This is a genomic window from Vibrio sp. HI00D65, from assembly GCF_001635455.1.
In the GTDB taxonomy this organism is placed as follows: Bacteria; Pseudomonadota; Gammaproteobacteria; order Enterobacterales; family Vibrionaceae; genus Vibrio.
The window spans coordinates 84,935-100,843 of record NZ_LWEH01000005.1 but is presented as its reverse complement, the minus strand read 5'-3'; the positions used below and the strand labels follow the sequence as shown (position 1 = coordinate 100,843).

At 41.6% G+C, this 15,909-nt stretch carries 14 protein-coding genes and 3 pseudogenes; 6 read left to right on the top strand and 11 right to left on the bottom strand.

Going from position 1 to position 15,909, the window contains the following annotated elements; translation table 11 throughout:
- Positions 1-125 precede the first annotated feature (125 nt).
- From A3712_RS01440 to A3712_RS01430, 3 genes are all read right to left on the bottom strand, one after another.
- Positions 126-695 (bottom strand): YceI family protein, encoded by a 570-nt coding sequence (locus A3712_RS01440; protein ID WP_063521969.1) that lies wholly within the window; start codon positions 693-695, stop codon positions 126-128.
- On the bottom strand, positions 692-1,231 hold the full coding sequence (locus A3712_RS01435; RefSeq protein WP_063521968.1) for a cytochrome b: 540 nt from the start codon (positions 1,229-1,231) through the stop codon (positions 692-694). Before A3712_RS01435 ends, A3712_RS01440 begins: the two co-directional genes overlap by 4 nt.
- A 152-nt stretch (positions 1,232-1,383) precedes the next feature.
- Complete coding sequence (locus A3712_RS01430; RefSeq protein WP_063521967.1) at positions 1,384-1,629, bottom strand: DUF2164 domain-containing protein; 246 nt, start codon at positions 1,627-1,629, stop codon at positions 1,384-1,386.
- A gap of 284 nt (positions 1,630-1,913) precedes the next feature.
- On the opposite strand from A3712_RS01430, the gene A3712_RS01425 reads away from it, so the two are divergent.
- Entirely contained in the window at positions 1,914-2,549 is a 636-nt protein-coding gene (locus A3712_RS01425) for a hypothetical protein (protein ID WP_063521966.1), read from the top strand.
- 301 nt (positions 2,550-2,850) lie between these two features.
- Here A3712_RS01425 and A3712_RS01420 read toward each other — a convergent pair.
- Both A3712_RS01420 and A3712_RS01415 read right to left on the bottom strand, forming a co-directional pair.
- Positions 2,851-3,512 (bottom strand): annotated as a pseudogene (locus A3712_RS01420) (efflux RND transporter periplasmic adaptor subunit); the annotation flags it as partial.
- Positions 3,512-4,602 (bottom strand): annotated as a pseudogene (locus tag A3712_RS01415) (efflux RND transporter periplasmic adaptor subunit). The pseudogenes A3712_RS01420 and A3712_RS01415, both read right to left, overlap by 1 nt.
- A gap of 150 nt (positions 4,603-4,752) precedes the next feature.
- On the opposite strand from A3712_RS01415, the gene A3712_RS01410 reads away from it, so the two are divergent.
- Positions 4,753-5,484: a TetR/AcrR family transcriptional regulator gene (locus A3712_RS01410; RefSeq protein WP_063521965.1), complete on the top strand. Its 732-nt coding sequence runs from the start codon at positions 4,753-4,755 to the stop codon at positions 5,482-5,484.
- Between the two features lie 115 nt (positions 5,485-5,599).
- On the opposite strand, the gene A3712_RS01405 is transcribed toward A3712_RS01410, so the two are convergent.
- The 3 genes from A3712_RS01405 to A3712_RS28595 form a co-directional block, all read right to left on the bottom strand.
- The gene (locus tag A3712_RS01405) at positions 5,600-6,871 is read right to left on the bottom strand and encodes a DEAD/DEAH box helicase (protein WP_063521964.1); all 1,272 of its coding nucleotides are present in this window, start codon (positions 6,869-6,871) and stop codon (positions 5,600-5,602) included.
- A 57-nt stretch (positions 6,872-6,928) separates the two neighbouring features.
- Positions 6,929-7,540, bottom strand: coding sequence for an acyl carrier protein phosphodiesterase (locus A3712_RS01400; RefSeq protein WP_063521963.1), 612 nt, complete (start codon positions 7,538-7,540; stop codon positions 6,929-6,931).
- 137 nt (positions 7,541-7,677) lie between these two features.
- Positions 7,678-7,806, bottom strand: coding sequence for a hypothetical protein (locus A3712_RS28595; protein ID WP_004738089.1), 129 nt, complete (start codon positions 7,804-7,806; stop codon positions 7,678-7,680).
- A 446-nt stretch (positions 7,807-8,252) separates the two neighbouring features.
- Between A3712_RS28595 and A3712_RS01395 the strand changes: the two genes are divergently transcribed.
- Both A3712_RS01395 and A3712_RS01390 read left to right on the top strand, forming a co-directional pair.
- Entirely contained in the window at positions 8,253-9,476 is a 1,224-nt protein-coding gene (locus A3712_RS01395; protein WP_063521962.1) for an aromatic amino acid transport family protein, read from the top strand.
- Between the two features lie 148 nt (positions 9,477-9,624).
- The gene (locus A3712_RS01390; RefSeq protein WP_063521961.1) at positions 9,625-11,049 is read left to right on the top strand and encodes a methyl-accepting chemotaxis protein; all 1,425 of its coding nucleotides are present in this window, start codon (positions 9,625-9,627) and stop codon (positions 11,047-11,049) included.
- A 440-nt stretch (positions 11,050-11,489) separates the two neighbouring features.
- Here A3712_RS01390 and A3712_RS01385 read toward each other — a convergent pair whose 3' ends face one another.
- The 3 genes and pseudogenes from A3712_RS01385 to A3712_RS01380 all read right to left on the bottom strand — a co-directional run bounded on the left by A3712_RS01385 (position 11,490) and on the right by A3712_RS01380 (position 13,535).
- Entirely contained in the window at positions 11,490-12,134 is a 645-nt protein-coding gene (locus A3712_RS01385; RefSeq protein WP_443083538.1) for an HAD-IA family hydrolase, read from the bottom strand.
- A gap of 444 nt (positions 12,135-12,578) precedes the next feature.
- A pseudogene (locus A3712_RS26425) lies at positions 12,579-12,980 on the bottom strand (HD domain-containing phosphohydrolase); the annotation flags it as partial.
- Positions 12,981-13,040: 60 nt separating this feature from the next.
- Positions 13,041-13,535, bottom strand: coding sequence for a hypothetical protein (locus A3712_RS01380; RefSeq protein ID WP_063521960.1), 495 nt, complete (start codon positions 13,533-13,535; stop codon positions 13,041-13,043).
- Positions 13,536-13,784: 249 nt separating this feature from the next.
- Here A3712_RS01380 and A3712_RS01375 point away from each other — a divergent pair, with 249 nt between their 5' ends.
- The gene (locus tag A3712_RS01375; protein ID WP_063521959.1) at positions 13,785-14,261 is read left to right on the top strand and encodes a CreA family protein; all 477 of its coding nucleotides are present in this window, start codon (positions 13,785-13,787) and stop codon (positions 14,259-14,261) included.
- Positions 14,262-14,377: 116 nt separating this feature from the next.
- Positions 14,378-15,682: an inosine/guanosine kinase gene (locus A3712_RS01370; protein ID WP_063521958.1), complete on the top strand. Its 1,305-nt coding sequence runs from the start codon at positions 14,378-14,380 to the stop codon at positions 15,680-15,682.
- The last annotated feature ends 227 nt before the right edge of the window (positions 15,683-15,909 follow it).

The following is a 15,909-nucleotide window of genomic DNA, read 5'->3' as shown; positions in this document are numbered from 1 at the left end:
TTAAAACGCGTTGCCATTTACGTTAATAAAAAGGCGCAAGGTGAATACTTTGCGCCTTTCTCTATTTCTAATTGTCGTGTTTAGGTAAAAAGATTGATACCTACAAGGGACCATTAATCGTGAGATTACTTCTTGATACCTTCAACATGTAGATCCATATCTACATAGCTTGAGGCACCCATTACTGGAATGTTGAAGTCAGCAAGTTCTAAACGAGTTGTACCAACGAAACCAGCACGCTCACCACCCCATGGGTCTTGACCAGCACCGATGAATTCAGCTTCGATAGCGATTGGCTTAGTTACACCGTGAAGTTTAAGGTCACCCATAACTTCAAGTTTGCCGTCGCCTTTATCAACAACTTTCGTGCTGTTGAATGTAGCGTCTGAGAACTTGCCAGCGTCAATGAAGTCAGAGCTACGAATGTGCTTATCACGCTCAGCGTGGTTAGAGTCTAGACTCGTTGTATCAACAATAACGTTTACTTTTGATGCTTCAACGTTGTTTGCGTCATACGAGAAATCACCAGAAAATGTGTTAAAACGACCTTGGATAAAGCTGTAACCTAGGTGGCTAACTTTAAAGTTAACTGATGCATGTGCACCTTTTGTATCAATCACGTAATCAGCAGCGTTAGCAGCGAAAGGCATTGCCATTGCGAATGCTAATCCTGTAGCGATAATTGACTTTTTCATTTTGAAGCTCCTATCATTTTTCGTAGCGTATCGTCTTTGTCGATAGCGTGGTGTTTTATCGCCGCTAAAGCGTGCACTGATGCCATAATGATCAGTACCCAGGCAGCATAGTAGTGAACCGTTCCTGCAAGATCAGATTGGTTGGCAAATAGTTCGCCCATACTAGGCACGGTGAACCAATTAAAAACATCGATCCCACGGCCATCTGATGTAGAAATCAAATAACCAGAGATAAATAAAACCGCTAAGTTAAGGTACATAAAACCATGAGCAATCTTCGCAGCTACCACTTCGTGAGCCTTACCTTCCACTTTCGGTGACGCGGTAACTAACTTCCAAACCAAGCGAACGACAGTAACTACAGCCAAAAGAATGCCTGTCGAACGGTGGTAGTCTGGTGCTGTTTTGTACCACTCGCTGTAATATGAAAGGTCAACCATCCACAGGCCAACGCCAAATAAACCAAAAATTGTTAGCGCTGAAATCCAATGCATCGCTCTTGCTAAAGGGTTGTAATTTCTAACGTTGTTTTCCATACATCTATTCCGAAAGTTAACGAGTCGTATAGTTTTCAAAGCGTACCCTACACTCAACTTGTGTAACATAGTATTTACTAAGCTTTACATTGGTAACATCATTTCCAATTAAACAAGTTATTCAAAATTTTTGAATAAGTTTGGGCACGACGTTAGATTTCAATGATTTGTTCAATCTCATACAGTTCATCTGAGATATCCATCATCTTCTGTTCCATGACCTTTTGTGCGTCTTCTATCCCCTTGTTGTAGTAGACCGCACCAAACTTTTTACTGATGAAGTCAACCAAGAATTCAGCGTCGAACTGACCAAGTTCCACATCAAGTTCATCCTGAAGGTACTTCTGAAGCGTATGAGTAAGTTCTGACTTCTGTTTCGAATCTAATTGAATGGTCATTAACGTGTCCAAATAAAATGTAAGTAGAAGAATTGTGATTAACTGACTAAGCTTACGATAACTGGCTGCCACTTTGCTAACTAACCAAATCCTTCTAACTGGTTAGAATTCCTCATAATTTAGAATACAGACCTACGAAGTGCCAGTACTATCCAGAAAATCACCCGGCAAACGCTAATTTTGATATAGGGATCAAGAACTCGGACTTTGCTAATAGGTAATGACACATCAATTACCGTACTATTGCCCATCAATAAGATAGTAACTATGTATAAGGGACTTCATTGTTATTAGATCTCGTGATTAAAAGCGTTAATCAGTTTCAAGACGATTGCCTAAAGCTATGTGAACACCATTACCCTACAGTGCACAACCAAGGGATCAGTGAGCATCACATTGGCAAAGCATTTGCACGCCGAATGGAACACACCTTCATTAGCTTTAATCATGCAAGTATCATCAGCTCTTTAGAGATGCTTTCTTCTGGAGATAACCCACGACACTTTCGAATCTCGTCTGAGGTCGGGACCGTTTGGATGATAAGCCATCATATGGTCAGCGCAGGAAAGACCTGTCGAAAAAAATTGATGTTAGATATTCATAACTGGCAACAGGAGTACGGGTTTGCAATTCAACCCAATGACCTTCTAATTATCGTTTCTGACCATTGGATTAGCCGCAGCAAGAATAGTGGAGAGTTACTACACTGGTGGATGGGCGAGTTGCCTGATGAAATAAACGAGTACAGCCAGCAAGGTATTACACTTAGAGAGAGCGATTCTCAATTTTCGGCTGAACTAAATAATAACTTTAGGATTAGCCCCTGTTTTATAAAATTTGGACATCCCTTAAAACGTTCAGGTAATCAGCAATTGGTCCGCAAATACCTACAGCTTTATGCTGTACTTCAGTGGCAATAAAAATATCTGCCAGCTTTTCTCTTCGTGCTTAAAATACAAATTCTAGACCTTCATCTCGATATTTTACAAAAATCTATTTTCCATGCGCTTATTATTTATCCAAAAGTTAGCTTAGGTTAAATAATAACGACTTGGTGTTTCGAATGTATTTTGAGAAGTAGATATCATTTCTATGCAAAAATCAAAGCTGTTCGATTTTACAACTTTTACATTCACCCATTAACTAGTCTTTTAACCCTATTTTTCTCTTGTGTATAGTCCGTACTGCCTAAAAAATTGGTGCATCTTGATGTGGACAATTGTGCCCACCAAATGTCGCCTTCGGACGATAGCTATTTGAGCGCATGTTAGGGCTAATAGACGCTAAAATCGAATCTGACACCTGTATACGTACATACACTTTGTCGTTTTGGTACAAGCTTAATAACGTTTCACCCGGTGTCACGTTTTCAAAACGTTGTTTGTCTACGTTAGAAACGGTACCCGCAAAAGGTGCAGCAGCTTGGTGTAACTGAGTTTACGCTCCGCCGATGCCAAGTTCGCAGAAGCGAGTTTGTAGTTGGCTATTAGCTGATCGTGCTCAGATTGCGATAGCATCTTGCTTCTCAACATTTCGTTACCACGAGCAAGTTGCTTACTGGCAAGTTCAAACTGTGATTTAGCGTTTGTCAGCTCCTGGATGTAGGTTGCATTGTCCAACGTTGCGAGCAGCCGCCCTTTTTCTACATCGTCACCGGCTTCTACTGTCACTTGTTGAATCTCACCTGCAAGCTTGAATGACAATGGGGTCAGTTCTGCAGGCATTACCTGACCATTAAAGCTTCTGAATTGCTCCGTCAGTGGCGCACCAACTTCAAAAGTAGAAACCAGTAAAGAAGGTTGTTCGCGGTGTTCGATTTCACTATTACAAGCTTGGAGCAGCAACGCAGATGCAACGACTACCAATAATTTAGAAAGGTTCATTAAATACCACCCTCGCGTAACCATGCTTTTACTTGTTGCCCTTCAGATAAAACGTCTACACCAGCTTCAACGATTAAGTCGCCAGACGTAAGACCATCAATCACATTACCTTGTTTATTCAAGGTTACTTGTACCTTAGAAATCAATTGCGAATCTGGGTTTTAACGCCACAACTTACCATGGTCCGCGTCTTTGCTTAACCAAGCAGAATCAACAATGCCGATGCCCGATTCTGATCTGTTTTTCTGCACTTCAACTTGCGCTGTCATACCCGACAGTAAATTGATACCGTTAGGTTTTTCGATAGATACAACCGCTTGATAACTGTTGGTATCTTCGTCTGGTTGAGTAGAGATTTCTTTAAAGCGTGTAGGAATACGAACACCATGATGTCTATCTATTATACTACCCACATATTTGAACCGACAAAGTCTTGAATCGAGCGGTCTTCAAGTTTTGAAACTGGAATAGAGAACGTCACATCCATTTCGCCATTATTCAAAATATTAAGAACGGGTTGTTTCTCGGCAATCAACTGATATTGCTTACCAAACACCATGGATACCACGCCATCGAAAGGAGCAACTAATCTTGTGTAACCAAGGTTTGTTTTCGCTTGCTCCAACTCAACTTCAGCAGCAGTAAAAGTGTTTACGGCTTGGTCGTAGTAATCGGTACTCACGAGTTTCTTCGAGTACAACTCTGACGCCTGTTTGTATTGGCTATTGGCTAGGTCGAATTTAGCTTGCGCAGCATCGACTGCAATACGGTAATCCATTGCGTCTAATACAGCTAAAACTTGGCCTTTTTTAACTTCTTCTCCCATGCGTGCGAAGAACACTTCAATATCGCCCCCCACTTGGAACGATAATGCCGCGCGATCAGTAGCATCGACTTTTGCAATAAAGCTATCAAGCTCGATATCTGTTTGCTGAGGGGTTTCAAATAGCTTTACCGGCTTTACAACTTGAATACTTTCTTCTGACTGAACCTTATTACATCCGCTCAGTGAACCAGCGAGTAATAGCGCGGCAGCTACCGCTCCTAACTGCTTACTCGCTTTGCCTTGAATAGACACCTTGGATTGCATCTTGCGTGTCCATTTAACTACTATGACTTACTACACAGGTGTGCAGAATATTGAAAATTTTAAGATCCTCAAGATTTACTTTCCACTTGTGCAGTATTTTTTATTTGAGTAAAAACAGTGTAGAATGTGTTAATCAGATAAGTGTGTAAAATGAAGATGACTGAAAAGAAACAAGGTAGAAGAAGCGCAAAAGACGCTGAACAAACTCGATTTCAAATAATGACTGTGGCTGCAGAGATGTTCTGTGACTTAGGTTACGAGCGGGTATCATTACGTAATATCAGTGAGAAAGCGGGTGTGTCTCATAGCCTTATTCGCCACCATTTCGGTAGTAAAGAGAAGATATGGCATGCAATAAGTGATTGTTTGCACGTATATTTCCAGTCTTACATCAGTAAAATCATGCAAGAACTACCGAAAGACGTCGCACCGAATATCGCTATCTATATGTTTTTTATGCGTTTGTTTACCAACATGCTCCATTCACGCAGACCAATGCAACTTCTGTCTGATTCGGTACGTCAAGAAGACAACTTGGTTGATTATTTTATCGACAACGTGGGTGACCTCGAATACGAGATCAACATGCTTGCTGACCAGTACAACCAACAAAATCCAGACAGAGCCATCAATATCTTCGAAATTAGGTGGCAAATGATCATGTTTGCTAATGGTGCAGTCTGCCTTACTCCATTCATGGAGAGCACGTGGAACGAAGGTGATATGGAAGCAACGGCAGAAGAAGCGCTAATGAAGCACTGGCAGATGTTCAATAAACAAATGGTCAATCAATTTGCTATTGAAGAAGAATGGGTACTTAACCCGAACACTCTAGAAGAATTAATTTATGAAGTGCCGTGCGAGTGGAAATGCAACCCATAACACAACCACGACTAACATCAATTCTATACAAAAAATAATTTGAACGAGACAAAAACGCACCGTTACCTCACTTATGTAACGGCGCGCTTTGTTAGAAAAAGTTTAGATAGCCCGATTAACGGCGTGCTTTACCACGGTTTTGGTGGATCTTAAGCTTTGCTTTCATCTTACGTTTTTCTGAAGAACGGCTCTTGCTACGTCCACCTCGGTCAGGGGTAACATCTTGTTCTAAGCTAGGTTCAAAACCTTTTAGCCACTCTTGCGGCAGGCGAGTATCAAGTAGATGCTCAATAGCGCCAAGTAAGTACTCTTCGTCATTGCTCATAAGAGAAATAGCTAAACCACTATTACCAGCACGGCCTGTACGGCCAATACGATGAACATAGTCTTCCGCTTTGTAAGGCATATCATAGTTCACCACTTGCTCGAGCTGCTGAATATCAATACCACGAGCCGCTACATCAGTTGCAATCAATGCTCTTACTTTACCTGATTTAAAATCATCGAGAGCCTTTTGGCGCGCACCTTGGCTTTTATCACCGTTGATTGACGCCGCTTTGATCCCATCTAGTTTAAGCTCTTTAACCAACACATCAGTGCCCTGCTTAGTTTTGGTGAAAACCAATACTTGTTGCCAATTATTTGAGCCAATTAGGTACGCCAGTAATTCGCTTTTACGCTTTTTATCGACTGGGTAAACCATCTGCTTAACAGCCTCAGCAGTGCTGTTAGTAGGCGTTACTTGGATTGCACTTGGTGATTGCATCATACGATGTGCGATCGCCTTAATTTTGTTATCAAATGTTGCAGAGAAGAACAGAGTTTGACGAACCTCGTTCATACGCGAAAGAATGCGTTTAATGTCGGGCATGAAGCCCATATCTAGCATGCGGTCAGCCTCATCAAGTACCAATACTTCTGTTTGGCTTAACATGATGTTCTTAGTAAACATATGATCAATTAAACGACCCGGTGTCGCGACTAAAATATCAGCGCCTTGACGAAGGTTATCAGTTTGGACCTTCATACTGACACCACCGTAAGCCACGACCACTTTAAGATCGGTACCTTTTGCATAACTGGTTACGTTATCAAACACCTGTTGTGCAAGCTCACGGGTTGGCACTAAAACCAAAGCGCGAACCAGTTTAGGATTTGGAATTACGTTATCTTTATTGGCAAGTAATCTTTGAATAATTGGTAAGCCAAAAGCCGCCGTTTTACCCGTACCCGTTTGAGCACCAGCCAGTACATCTTTGCCTTCTAAAACCAAAGGAATCGCTTGTTCTTGAACACTGGTCGGAGCCGTAAAGTTGAGCTCTTCTAGTTTAGCAATTAAATGCTCAGACAATCCTAGTTGGTTAAAAGATTTGGTAGATTCAGACATAGTAAGATGCTCAAAGATTAAATAGGCGCGGATTGTAGCAAACCTACATTACACTGTTTACCTTTCCTTTTGATTTTTCTTCAATTGAAGCGTATTAAACTCTCTTGCTTCCTTTAAAACCATAGGATAAAGCTCATTAAAGTGACACTGCAACGTATCATAATGGTTTTCCAGGTCAGCGTAGCATGCTTTTAGCATGCCAAGCTTTGGCCGTCTCAACGCCATTCGCTGTAACACCATTTCGATGGACTCCATATCCTGATAACTCTCCAGCCAGCGTTGTTCTGCCATTTTCTGATGAATGACCACAAATCTTTCTGGCCAATGAGGTTCTTGATGAGCAAATATTTGTTGATGGCTATCGAGACAAAAACGCTTTAGTGATTGCTTAGAAAAATGAGCCCAATGATTGGCTAAACAGTGATCCCAGAATACATCAAGTGCGATAGGTGCAAAGCGTTTCGTTTGATTTGAAAAGAGTGATTTAGCAGAACGAGAAACATTGTGCCTGTCTGTATAGCTGTCTACAAACCGATGAAGTCGAATGCCATCGGAAAGCGAATCTGAATAGTGTTTATTTGGGTCGCCTTTCACAAAATCACCTAACAAGTTGCCTGCTAGGTTGCTGTTACAGTGTTTGGCGATATGAAGGTGTGCGAGAAAGTTCATTGAACCTCATTAAAGTGTCGAGAACTAAGTAACATGGTAAACGTACTTGTTTAACTTCGCGAACTTTAATGAGGATAGCTTTTGGTATGACGAATGAGCGAATCAGATTTACTCAGTACAAGAATCGAAATGAAACGTTAGTTAGAAGACGGAAAAAGCTCTTCAGCTAACTGTTTAACTGTTTGTTCGTAGTCAGATAAATCAATGCCAATTTCCATAGCATCTAACAACTCTAGACTTTCGTCATTTAAAGATTGGTCACTCATAGTGCCCCCTCTATTCCTTTATGTGGACGTTATGTCCAATTAACCAGTGCACCATCTTGGACTTATATTATGTCACTTTGATGAACGCACTCTACTCTACCCATTCCATATTTATAGCTTGAAGCTACACGCGATCATTAACGGTTATTTGCGTTAAAGGGGTATACGCGAACGACATATGTACTGCCAGCATACATCAAGTACAATAAATTACTCTAATTATTTTGAAGCCGATCATGGTCAAACGTTTGCTCACCTCGTTTTCAGCACCTCAACGCCATTGATGTAAAAATAAATTTACAGTGGATACTTAAGATTACATTTACCGTTGCAATTGGAATTAAACTCAATCAGAATACTCCAAAATCGAGATATTCTTTGGGTTTACGCGCTTAAGCTAGAAGAATTACAATCAAAACACAACATAACGTAAAGAATTATATACAATGAATAAATCAAAGGTTTTTGGTAGTACTTTGATCATTGCTGGCACAACAATTGGCGCCGGCATGCTCGCTCTTCCTCTTGCTTCTGCAGGTATCGGCTTTTCAACTTCACTTTTCTTGATGCTTGGTTTGTGGGCATTAATGGCGTTCACAGCGTTATTAATGGTGGAACTACACCAATTCGTTGAATCTGATGCCACCCTACACACTTTGGCTCACACTATTCTAGGAACAAAGGGAAAGTGGATTGCGAGCTTCGCCGTTATGTTTTTATTCTACGCATTGTGTGGCGCTTACATCGCAGGTGGTGGTACGCAGTTTAATCAGCGAATTGCCGACATTGCAGGAATTGAGCTCAATGGCCAAGTGACGACTTTGCTGTTTACATTGTTGGTGGCTGGCGTTGTAACTATTGGGACGCACAGTGTTGATAAGGTTAACCGTGTATTATTTGGGCTAAAACTGGTCACGATGGTTTTGGTTCTGAGCTTCTTAGCGCCCAACATCACTTCTCAATACCTATTGAGCATGCCTTTACAGCAAGGTCTGATTGTGGCGGCAATTCCAGTCGTGTTCACGTCTTTCGGCTTCCACGGCAGTATCCCTTCTATCGTTAGATACCTTGATGGTGATGTACGCTCTCTACGCAAAGTTATGATTGTAGGTTCCGCGTTACCTTTAGTTATCTACATTTTTTGGCAAGGCGTTACTTTAGGTGTTGTGAGTCAAGAGCAGTTGCTCTCTGACACTAGCTTGGGTGCACTTTTGGTATCGCTGTCGCAAACTGTGCATCAGTCAAATCTCAGTGTGATCGTTGGTGTGTTTGCTGACCTTGCACTTCTTACGTCTTTTATCGGAGTTAGCTTAGGTCTGTTCGAATTTATGGGCGACTCATTAAGCAATAAACTCGGTAGTGCAAAACGAGTAAAGACTGCCGTTATTACTTTCTTACCACCGCTAGGCTTCGCGTTATTTTACCCACAAGGCTTCATCATGGCTTTAGGTTACGCAGCCATTGCACTTTCTGTACTAGCCATTCTTTTACCTACTGTCATGGTCTACAAAGTACGCTACACAGGTTTCACCGTTGCGACTAACGGCTCACAATCTAATTACCAAGTTTTGGGCGGGAGCAAAGCACTGTTTTTAGCGGGCGGCGTTGGTGTATTTATCATTGCGATTCAAATCCTTATATCTGTAGGGTTATTACCGTCACTCGGCTAATAAAACAATTCACCAATGATATGATCGATCAAGCTCTCATTTATGGAATTTCTATATCATTAGTTTTCACAATTACTTGGCTTGCATCACATTTTTATTGATGTCGGTTATTTAGAGTCCACGGTAAAGGATTTACCGTGGAGTTTTTATGAAAGAAGTACAATTTCGAACGATAGACAAACTATTTATCAAAATGTCTATTAACGACAAATTTTGGGTTATTTTCTTAATCTTTCTCGCCGCTGTGGCAAGCTTGTCAGGCTTAAATTACGTTAATAAAGTGGAATATATTGACGCTAGTGCGAAGCATCAAGCTGAGTATAAGCTCCAAGGCATTTTGTCAGCATCAGATATCCCTACAAACGTGAGTGGCATTGCTCAACAACCTCGTCCACAACAAACTACGATTTCAAGTAAAGGTATTGTTACTGCAACGGCAATCGCTAATGATGGCAATTATTACTCACTAACCGTTTCTAATAACGATATTCAAAACCAAAAGCAGCAAGCACTGTACACCTTATTACTCAGCTTTTTATGGTGTGTGCCTTTTGGTCTTTTCTGTTACTGGGTCGCTACTTTCTTAGGTGGTGCACTTTGGGTCCTTTACACAACCACTCAAAAGATTGGTGACGGTGATTTAACCTCACGACTCGGCTTCCATCCTGGACGCGATGAGTTTGGTACGATCGGCTGCGAGCTAGATCGTTCAATGGATACATTAACTAAGCTTGTGAATAATGTGAACCAAAGTGCTGCAACGCTAAGTGAAACCTCCTCTTCCTTCGAAACGGAGATGAAGCGCAGCGAAACACAAATCATGAGCCAGAACGCTTCTCTCGATTCTGTTGCAACGGCTATGGATCAAATGACGGCTTCAGCAAATGAAGTGTCAAACATTTCTGCACGCTCTACCGAGCAAACTGAGCAAGACGCACAACAAATCAATAACAGCCACGCTAAAGTTCAGCAAGCTATCTCAGAGATCACCACACTTTCCTCTTTGATTGAGCAAACCTCTTCTTCAGTAACAAGCCTGAACGTTAACACTAGCCAAATTAATGAAGTAATCACCACAATTAACGCAATCTCAGAACAAACAAATCTATTAGCACTCAACGCAGCGATCGAAGCCGCTCGTGCTGGAGAACAAGGTCGAGGGTTTGCAGTTGTCGCCGATGAGGTAAGAACGCTTGCAAGCAGAACTCAGTCTGCAACGGTAGAAATCCAAGCGATGATAGAGCGTTTGCAACAAGAGAGCCGAAATATCGCTAAGATCACTGAGCAAACGGTCGACCAAGCACAAACTAGCAGCCAGTTGATTTCTAATATCGGTGACGACGTAAACTCAATCGCAGATTCAGCTCAAGCGCTGATGGATATGAGTATTCAAATCGCCACATCAGCGAATGAGCAAAGCAACGTTGCAAATACCATTGCAGCTGAACTTAACGATATTCGCAGTCAATCAGATGTGATTAAAGACGTGGCACAAAACTCATCGAGTGGCGTGTCTAAGTTGACAGAAGCGTCTGTAACCCTATCGCAAACATTGGCGAGATATCGCACCTAAACGTTTGTAGATAAGTGGCACCTAGCTCGCGAGAAAGAATCATCCCGTTTTAGAGTAAAGGGACAACAACAAATAAGGGCTCACATGAGTCCTTTTTTATTGGATGGCGTTAATACCATAAGAAAAATGCGCTTACTAACGATGAAGTTATCATTACCATGAAGCAAGTCGTAAAGGAGAGAATATAAAGGAGCAAAACTGTCCAATAAACGAGCTTAAGAGTAGTCTATCTATGCGGATCTTATTTTCGCTTACCCTCTTGTTGCAGGTGACACATAATGAATAATACAGAAGCACCAAACATCGAAGACGTGACATGCCCTTTATGCCAACATGACGAATACTTACTTTCAGAAAGTGGACAGAAGTTTACTTGCGCATCCTGCGGGTTTCACACAAAACAATTTAGTAAAGTAATCAGCCTTCAACTCTTCGCTAAACTACCAAAGCTGCAGAGTTCGGTTTATACCACTTGAGCAATGCTTGCCATTTATTGATTCGTCTAGATTTGGTCTTAACCTAAATGACTGAATGCCAGCACGGACCCCAGCTTCTATGCCTTTCAAGGTATCATCAACATAAATACACTCATTGGGCAAAAAGCCCATATTCATTGCTGTGTACATGATCAAATCAGGTTCTGGCTTCCAGCTATTTGCGTCGAATGCAGAAAACACCTTACCTTTAAAATCGTCGAGCATACCTGTCATCGCAAGGGAAGATTCAACACGAGATCTAGGTGCGTTTGAGGCGATACAAAATTCTATGTCTTGTTTCTTTAGAAACTCAATCAGTTCAACGGCCCCATCCATTGGCTTTAGGTGACGTTGAAACAGTGCTTCTAGTTCTGCTCGATATAATGGCTCTAGTGTGTCAATGGAGATAGACAGACCCAGGCGTGTCTGTGTGTCCATTAAAATATCGGCTAGCTTTCCCCCTTGAAAGTGAGTGTAGCAGTCGTTGAGGCTTAGCTTGGCCCCAAATTCGCTGAAGACATTGACTAAGGCTTGGCAGCACAGCTTTTCACTGTCGATAAGCGTGCCATCGCAATCAAATATCACACATTTAGTCTGTTCTAACCGCATAGTTCTCTCACTCAGATTAAATCCAAGTTTTATCCTATAGGGTTATTTCAAAGTGAGAGATGACTGAGGTAACAGTTTATTGATGTGTACTTATTTCTCTTCGCGAAATATGCAGCAGATCACCTTCTGTGTCGACACAAGCAAAAGTTTTCGTCAAATTATCAGCAGACTCGCAGTATCAATGCCTGAAAGCTTTACAAAAAACTGAGGTTAATAGGAGAAAATATAAATATTAGAATGCAAAAATCATTGTACGAAGTACTAACTGATAGCCGACTCTTGTTCGACTCTGGATTTATCTTCTATCTTGAAGCTATATTCAAAAACTGCGGTGTCAGGGTAAGTATCACGTATCGCGACAAACTCAGGCAAATGTTTTAGAAGTAATCGAGTGAGTTGTGGGTCGAATTGATAACCGCACCCGCGTTCGAATAAATCGACAACCATATCTGTGTCTAAGTCATTAATACCAACCGCAACAACAGGTGTTGAACGATCTATGATTGCACCTAGTGACTCAAGGAAATTGGCGGCATTATCATCAGTCGCGATAACCCCATCAAACTCATAACCTGAATATTTTGCTTCGGATTAATCCACGAGAGAGTCGTGGTAGTCTTGGTTATGGATGCGTTTGGTATCTAAATACTCGATAGAGAGCTTTACTGCGCCATGGGATTACTTGAACGCGTTGTCGATCTCCTTTTGGAAATCAGCGGCCCATTGATAGGAAGGTTCGTAGGAGTGTAATACTAGGATTTGTTTAACATCCCAGTCGTTAGCATAAATTGCAGGAGAAAAAGCGCTAGCACACAATACAGCGATTGAGATGAATAGCTTGTGCATACCGAACCGTTTTTAAAATACGGTGCATTGTAGTCAGATTAACGCTTTCTCAAAGAGTCATTAGTTCTCGAACAATACTTTATAGTTATTATCTTGATCTTGAGCCCAAAAATCATGTAACTGTTTAGCAAACCCGACAATATTTTGATCGTCCTGGTTAACAATATCTGATATCAGCAGTTCATCGTCACTCACCGTGACGATAGCACTCGCCATCACATCACCGCTCTTAGTACCTACGTACAGCTCATGTTCATCTGACAGCATGATTTGGCTTAAGAATTCGAGGATGTACGCCCTTTCCGCTTCATCTTGATAAGCACTAGCTTGGTTCAGAGAGAAAAGAACCGTTAGTTTGTGAAAATCTACTTTATGCAGTTCGTCAATTTGTGAGGGCGCTTGGTCTTGCGGGAGAGGTTGGTAAGTCTTTTGAGAAAGCTGATTCTTATAGATACCTAGACCTAAGAGGCTTTCTTTTGCGGGGTATGCAATATCAAGCTGGCTAAACAGCCACTGATTTTTCTTTAATGCGATTTCAGGTATTTCGTTATTCATTCTTTTAGTACCTACAGTTAGTATCCCCAAATATCACAGTTATTTGGCAGACATACGGTCGGCTGAGGCGCCGAGCTACATGCAGAGAGCATACAGAGCATCACCAAGGCCAACAAGTACTTTAAATGCTTCATATTTTTCATTATCCAACAACATCCTTTAAGAAATTAGCGAAAAGCTCTACACTCGTGTTCAAGCTTTCGATTTTCCTTATAGTAAACAGAACTATACAAATAAAAAGGACTTCTTATGAAAAAAGCCTTAATAGCAGCCGGTATCATGACAATGTTAGCAGGTTGTTCGGACAATGAGGTTGGCGACGTATCTTTAGGTTTCTTCACAATGAAGGACATTAAGATGTCATCTTTAGACGATGATAAAATCCCGGGCGTAACGTGTCACATAGCTTCCATCGAAGCGAACCTGAGTCTTTCAGATCCAAGTGATAGCTCTATTTCTTGCCGCCAAACGGGTGATATCACGCCTGAAATGATTGCGCAAATTGACAAAAGTAAATCTGGCGAAGTGGTATTCAAGCAGTCGAAGAGTATTTTCTTCAAAACCATGAAAGTTCGCCGTATCTACGACGCAGAAAACCAGTCCCTACTCTACTTGTCTTACACCACTAAAGAGACTGAAGGCAGCTTCAAACACAGCCTATCTACTGTTCCGCTGTGGGGTACTGCGGCTTACGTTGATCCAGCAACACTCGTACCAACAGAATAATCAATATGAATCACCTGTACAGACATTGTGCAGGTGATTCAAAATGTAATAAAAATGAAAGAAACAGAAACAAAATGTGATATCATGCGGCAAAATTTTTTCACTGTATTTTTCATATGAAGTTTCCTGGACAGCGTAAATCTAAGCATTACTTTCCAACTCACGCACGTGATCCGTTGGTCAACCAAATTCAACAAACACCTAAACTGCACCGCGCAACGATTGTTGGTGTAGGCCAAACCATAGTTGATATCGAAGCCCGTGTTGACAGTGCGTTCCTTGATAAATATGAGCTGAGTAAAGGTCACTCACTGGTATTGGAAGAAAGTAAAGCTGATACGCTGTATGAAGAGCTTGTAGAGCGCGGTTTGATTACGCATCAATACCCTGGCGATACTATCGGCAACACACTGCACAATTATTCCGTACTTGCAGACAGCAAATCTGTACTGCTTGGCGTTATGTCTAAGAAAATTGAAGTTGGCTCATTCGGTTACCGTTACCTTTGTCGCACTTCTTCTCGTATGAACCTAAACCACCTACAAACAGTAGATGGTCCAATCGGTCGTTGTTACACGCTAATTACCGAAGATGGCGAGCGTACATTTGCGATTAATGAAGGACACATGAACCAGCTGCTTCCAGAAAGCATTCCTGAGAAAGTGTTCGAGAAAGCATCTGCGTTAGTCGTTTCTTCGTACCTAATGCGCGGTAACCCTGAAGATCCAATGCCAAAAGCAGTACAAAAGGCGATTGAATATGCGAAAGCGCACAACGTGCCTGTTGTTCTAACGCTTGGTACTAAATACGTGATCAAAGGTAACGCTGAATGGTGGCAAGAATACCTGAAAGAGAACGTAACTATCGTTGCGATGAATGAAGACGAAGGTGAAGCGTTAACAGGCGAAAAAGATCCACTTCTTGCAGCGAACAAAGCACTAGAATGGGTTGACTTAGTACTGTGTACTGCTGGTCCAATCGGCCTTTACATGGCAGGTTACACAGACGAGCTAGCAAAACGCGAAACTACGCTTCCACTGTTACCAGGCAATATCCCTGAGTTCAATAAATATGAATTCAGCCGCGCTATGCGTAAGCAAGACTGTGAAAACCCAGTTAAAGTGTACTCTCACATTGGCCCATACCTTGGTGGTCCATTAGAGATTAAGAACACTAATGGTGCGGGTGATGGCGCGCTTTCTGCTCTGTTACATGACATGGCAGCAAACAGTTACCACTTCGTTAACGTACCAAATTCAGAGAAACATGAACACACGTGTCTAACATACTCTTCACTGTCTCAGATTTGTAAGTATGCAAACCGTGTAAGCTACGAAGTGCTTACACAGCACTCACCTCGCCTTTCTCGTGCACTACCAGAACGCGAAGATAGCTTAGAAGAAACATACTGGGATCGTTAATCCACGTTACTCATTACGTGAGTTACCTCTCCTATTTTAAAGGGCTGCGATATGCAGCCCTTTTTGTATTCAGCGTAAATACGTACACTTATTACAAAATCAAATCGAATATTTTGCTCATTTAAGATTTGATCTCGCGCAATGACTCTTCAGATCTGTTATCTTCCAGCACATAATCTGCGTGGTTTGCCTTTATACAGCACCATCGCTACACAAACGTTTACGTA

What these genes read in the sequence shown, in the direction of transcription:
- A3712_RS01440 (WP_063521969.1), bottom strand. Translation starts at nt 695, where the DNA reads ATGAAAAAGTCAATTATCGCTACAGGATTAGCATTCGCAATGGCAATG.
- A3712_RS01435 (WP_063521968.1), bottom strand. Translation starts at nt 1,231, where the DNA reads ATGGAAAACAACGTTAGAAATTACAACCCTTTAGCAAGAGCGATGCAT.
- A3712_RS01430 (WP_063521967.1), bottom strand. Translation starts at nt 1,629, where the DNA reads ATGACCATTCAATTAGATTCGAAACAGAAGTCAGAACTTACTCATACG.
- A3712_RS01410 (WP_063521965.1), top strand. Translation starts at nt 4,753, where the DNA reads ATGAAGATGACTGAAAAGAAACAAGGTAGAAGAAGCGCAAAAGACGCT.
- A3712_RS01405 (WP_063521964.1), bottom strand. Translation starts at nt 6,871, where the DNA reads ATGTCTGAATCTACCAAATCTTTTAACCAACTAGGATTGTCTGAGCAT.
- A3712_RS01400 (WP_063521963.1), bottom strand. Translation starts at nt 7,540, where the DNA reads ATGAACTTTCTCGCACACCTTCATATCGCCAAACACTGTAACAGCAAC.
- A3712_RS28595 (WP_004738089.1), bottom strand. Translation starts at nt 7,806, where the DNA reads ATGAGTGACCAATCTTTAAATGACGAAAGTCTAGAGTTGTTAGATGCT.
- A3712_RS01395 (WP_063521962.1), top strand. Translation starts at nt 8,253, where the DNA reads ATGAATAAATCAAAGGTTTTTGGTAGTACTTTGATCATTGCTGGCACA.
- A3712_RS01390 (WP_063521961.1), top strand. Translation starts at nt 9,625, where the DNA reads ATGAAAGAAGTACAATTTCGAACGATAGACAAACTATTTATCAAAATG.
- A3712_RS01385 (WP_443083538.1), bottom strand. Translation starts at nt 12,134, where the DNA reads ATGCGGTTAGAACAGACTAAATGTGTGATATTTGATTGCGATGGCACG.
- A3712_RS01380 (WP_063521960.1), bottom strand. Translation starts at nt 13,535, where the DNA reads ATGAATAACGAAATACCTGAAATCGCATTAAAGAAAAATCAGTGGCTG.
- A3712_RS01375 (WP_063521959.1), top strand. Translation starts at nt 13,785, where the DNA reads ATGAAAAAAGCCTTAATAGCAGCCGGTATCATGACAATGTTAGCAGGT.
- A3712_RS01370 (WP_063521958.1), top strand. Translation starts at nt 14,378, where the DNA reads ATGAAGTTTCCTGGACAGCGTAAATCTAAGCATTACTTTCCAACTCAC.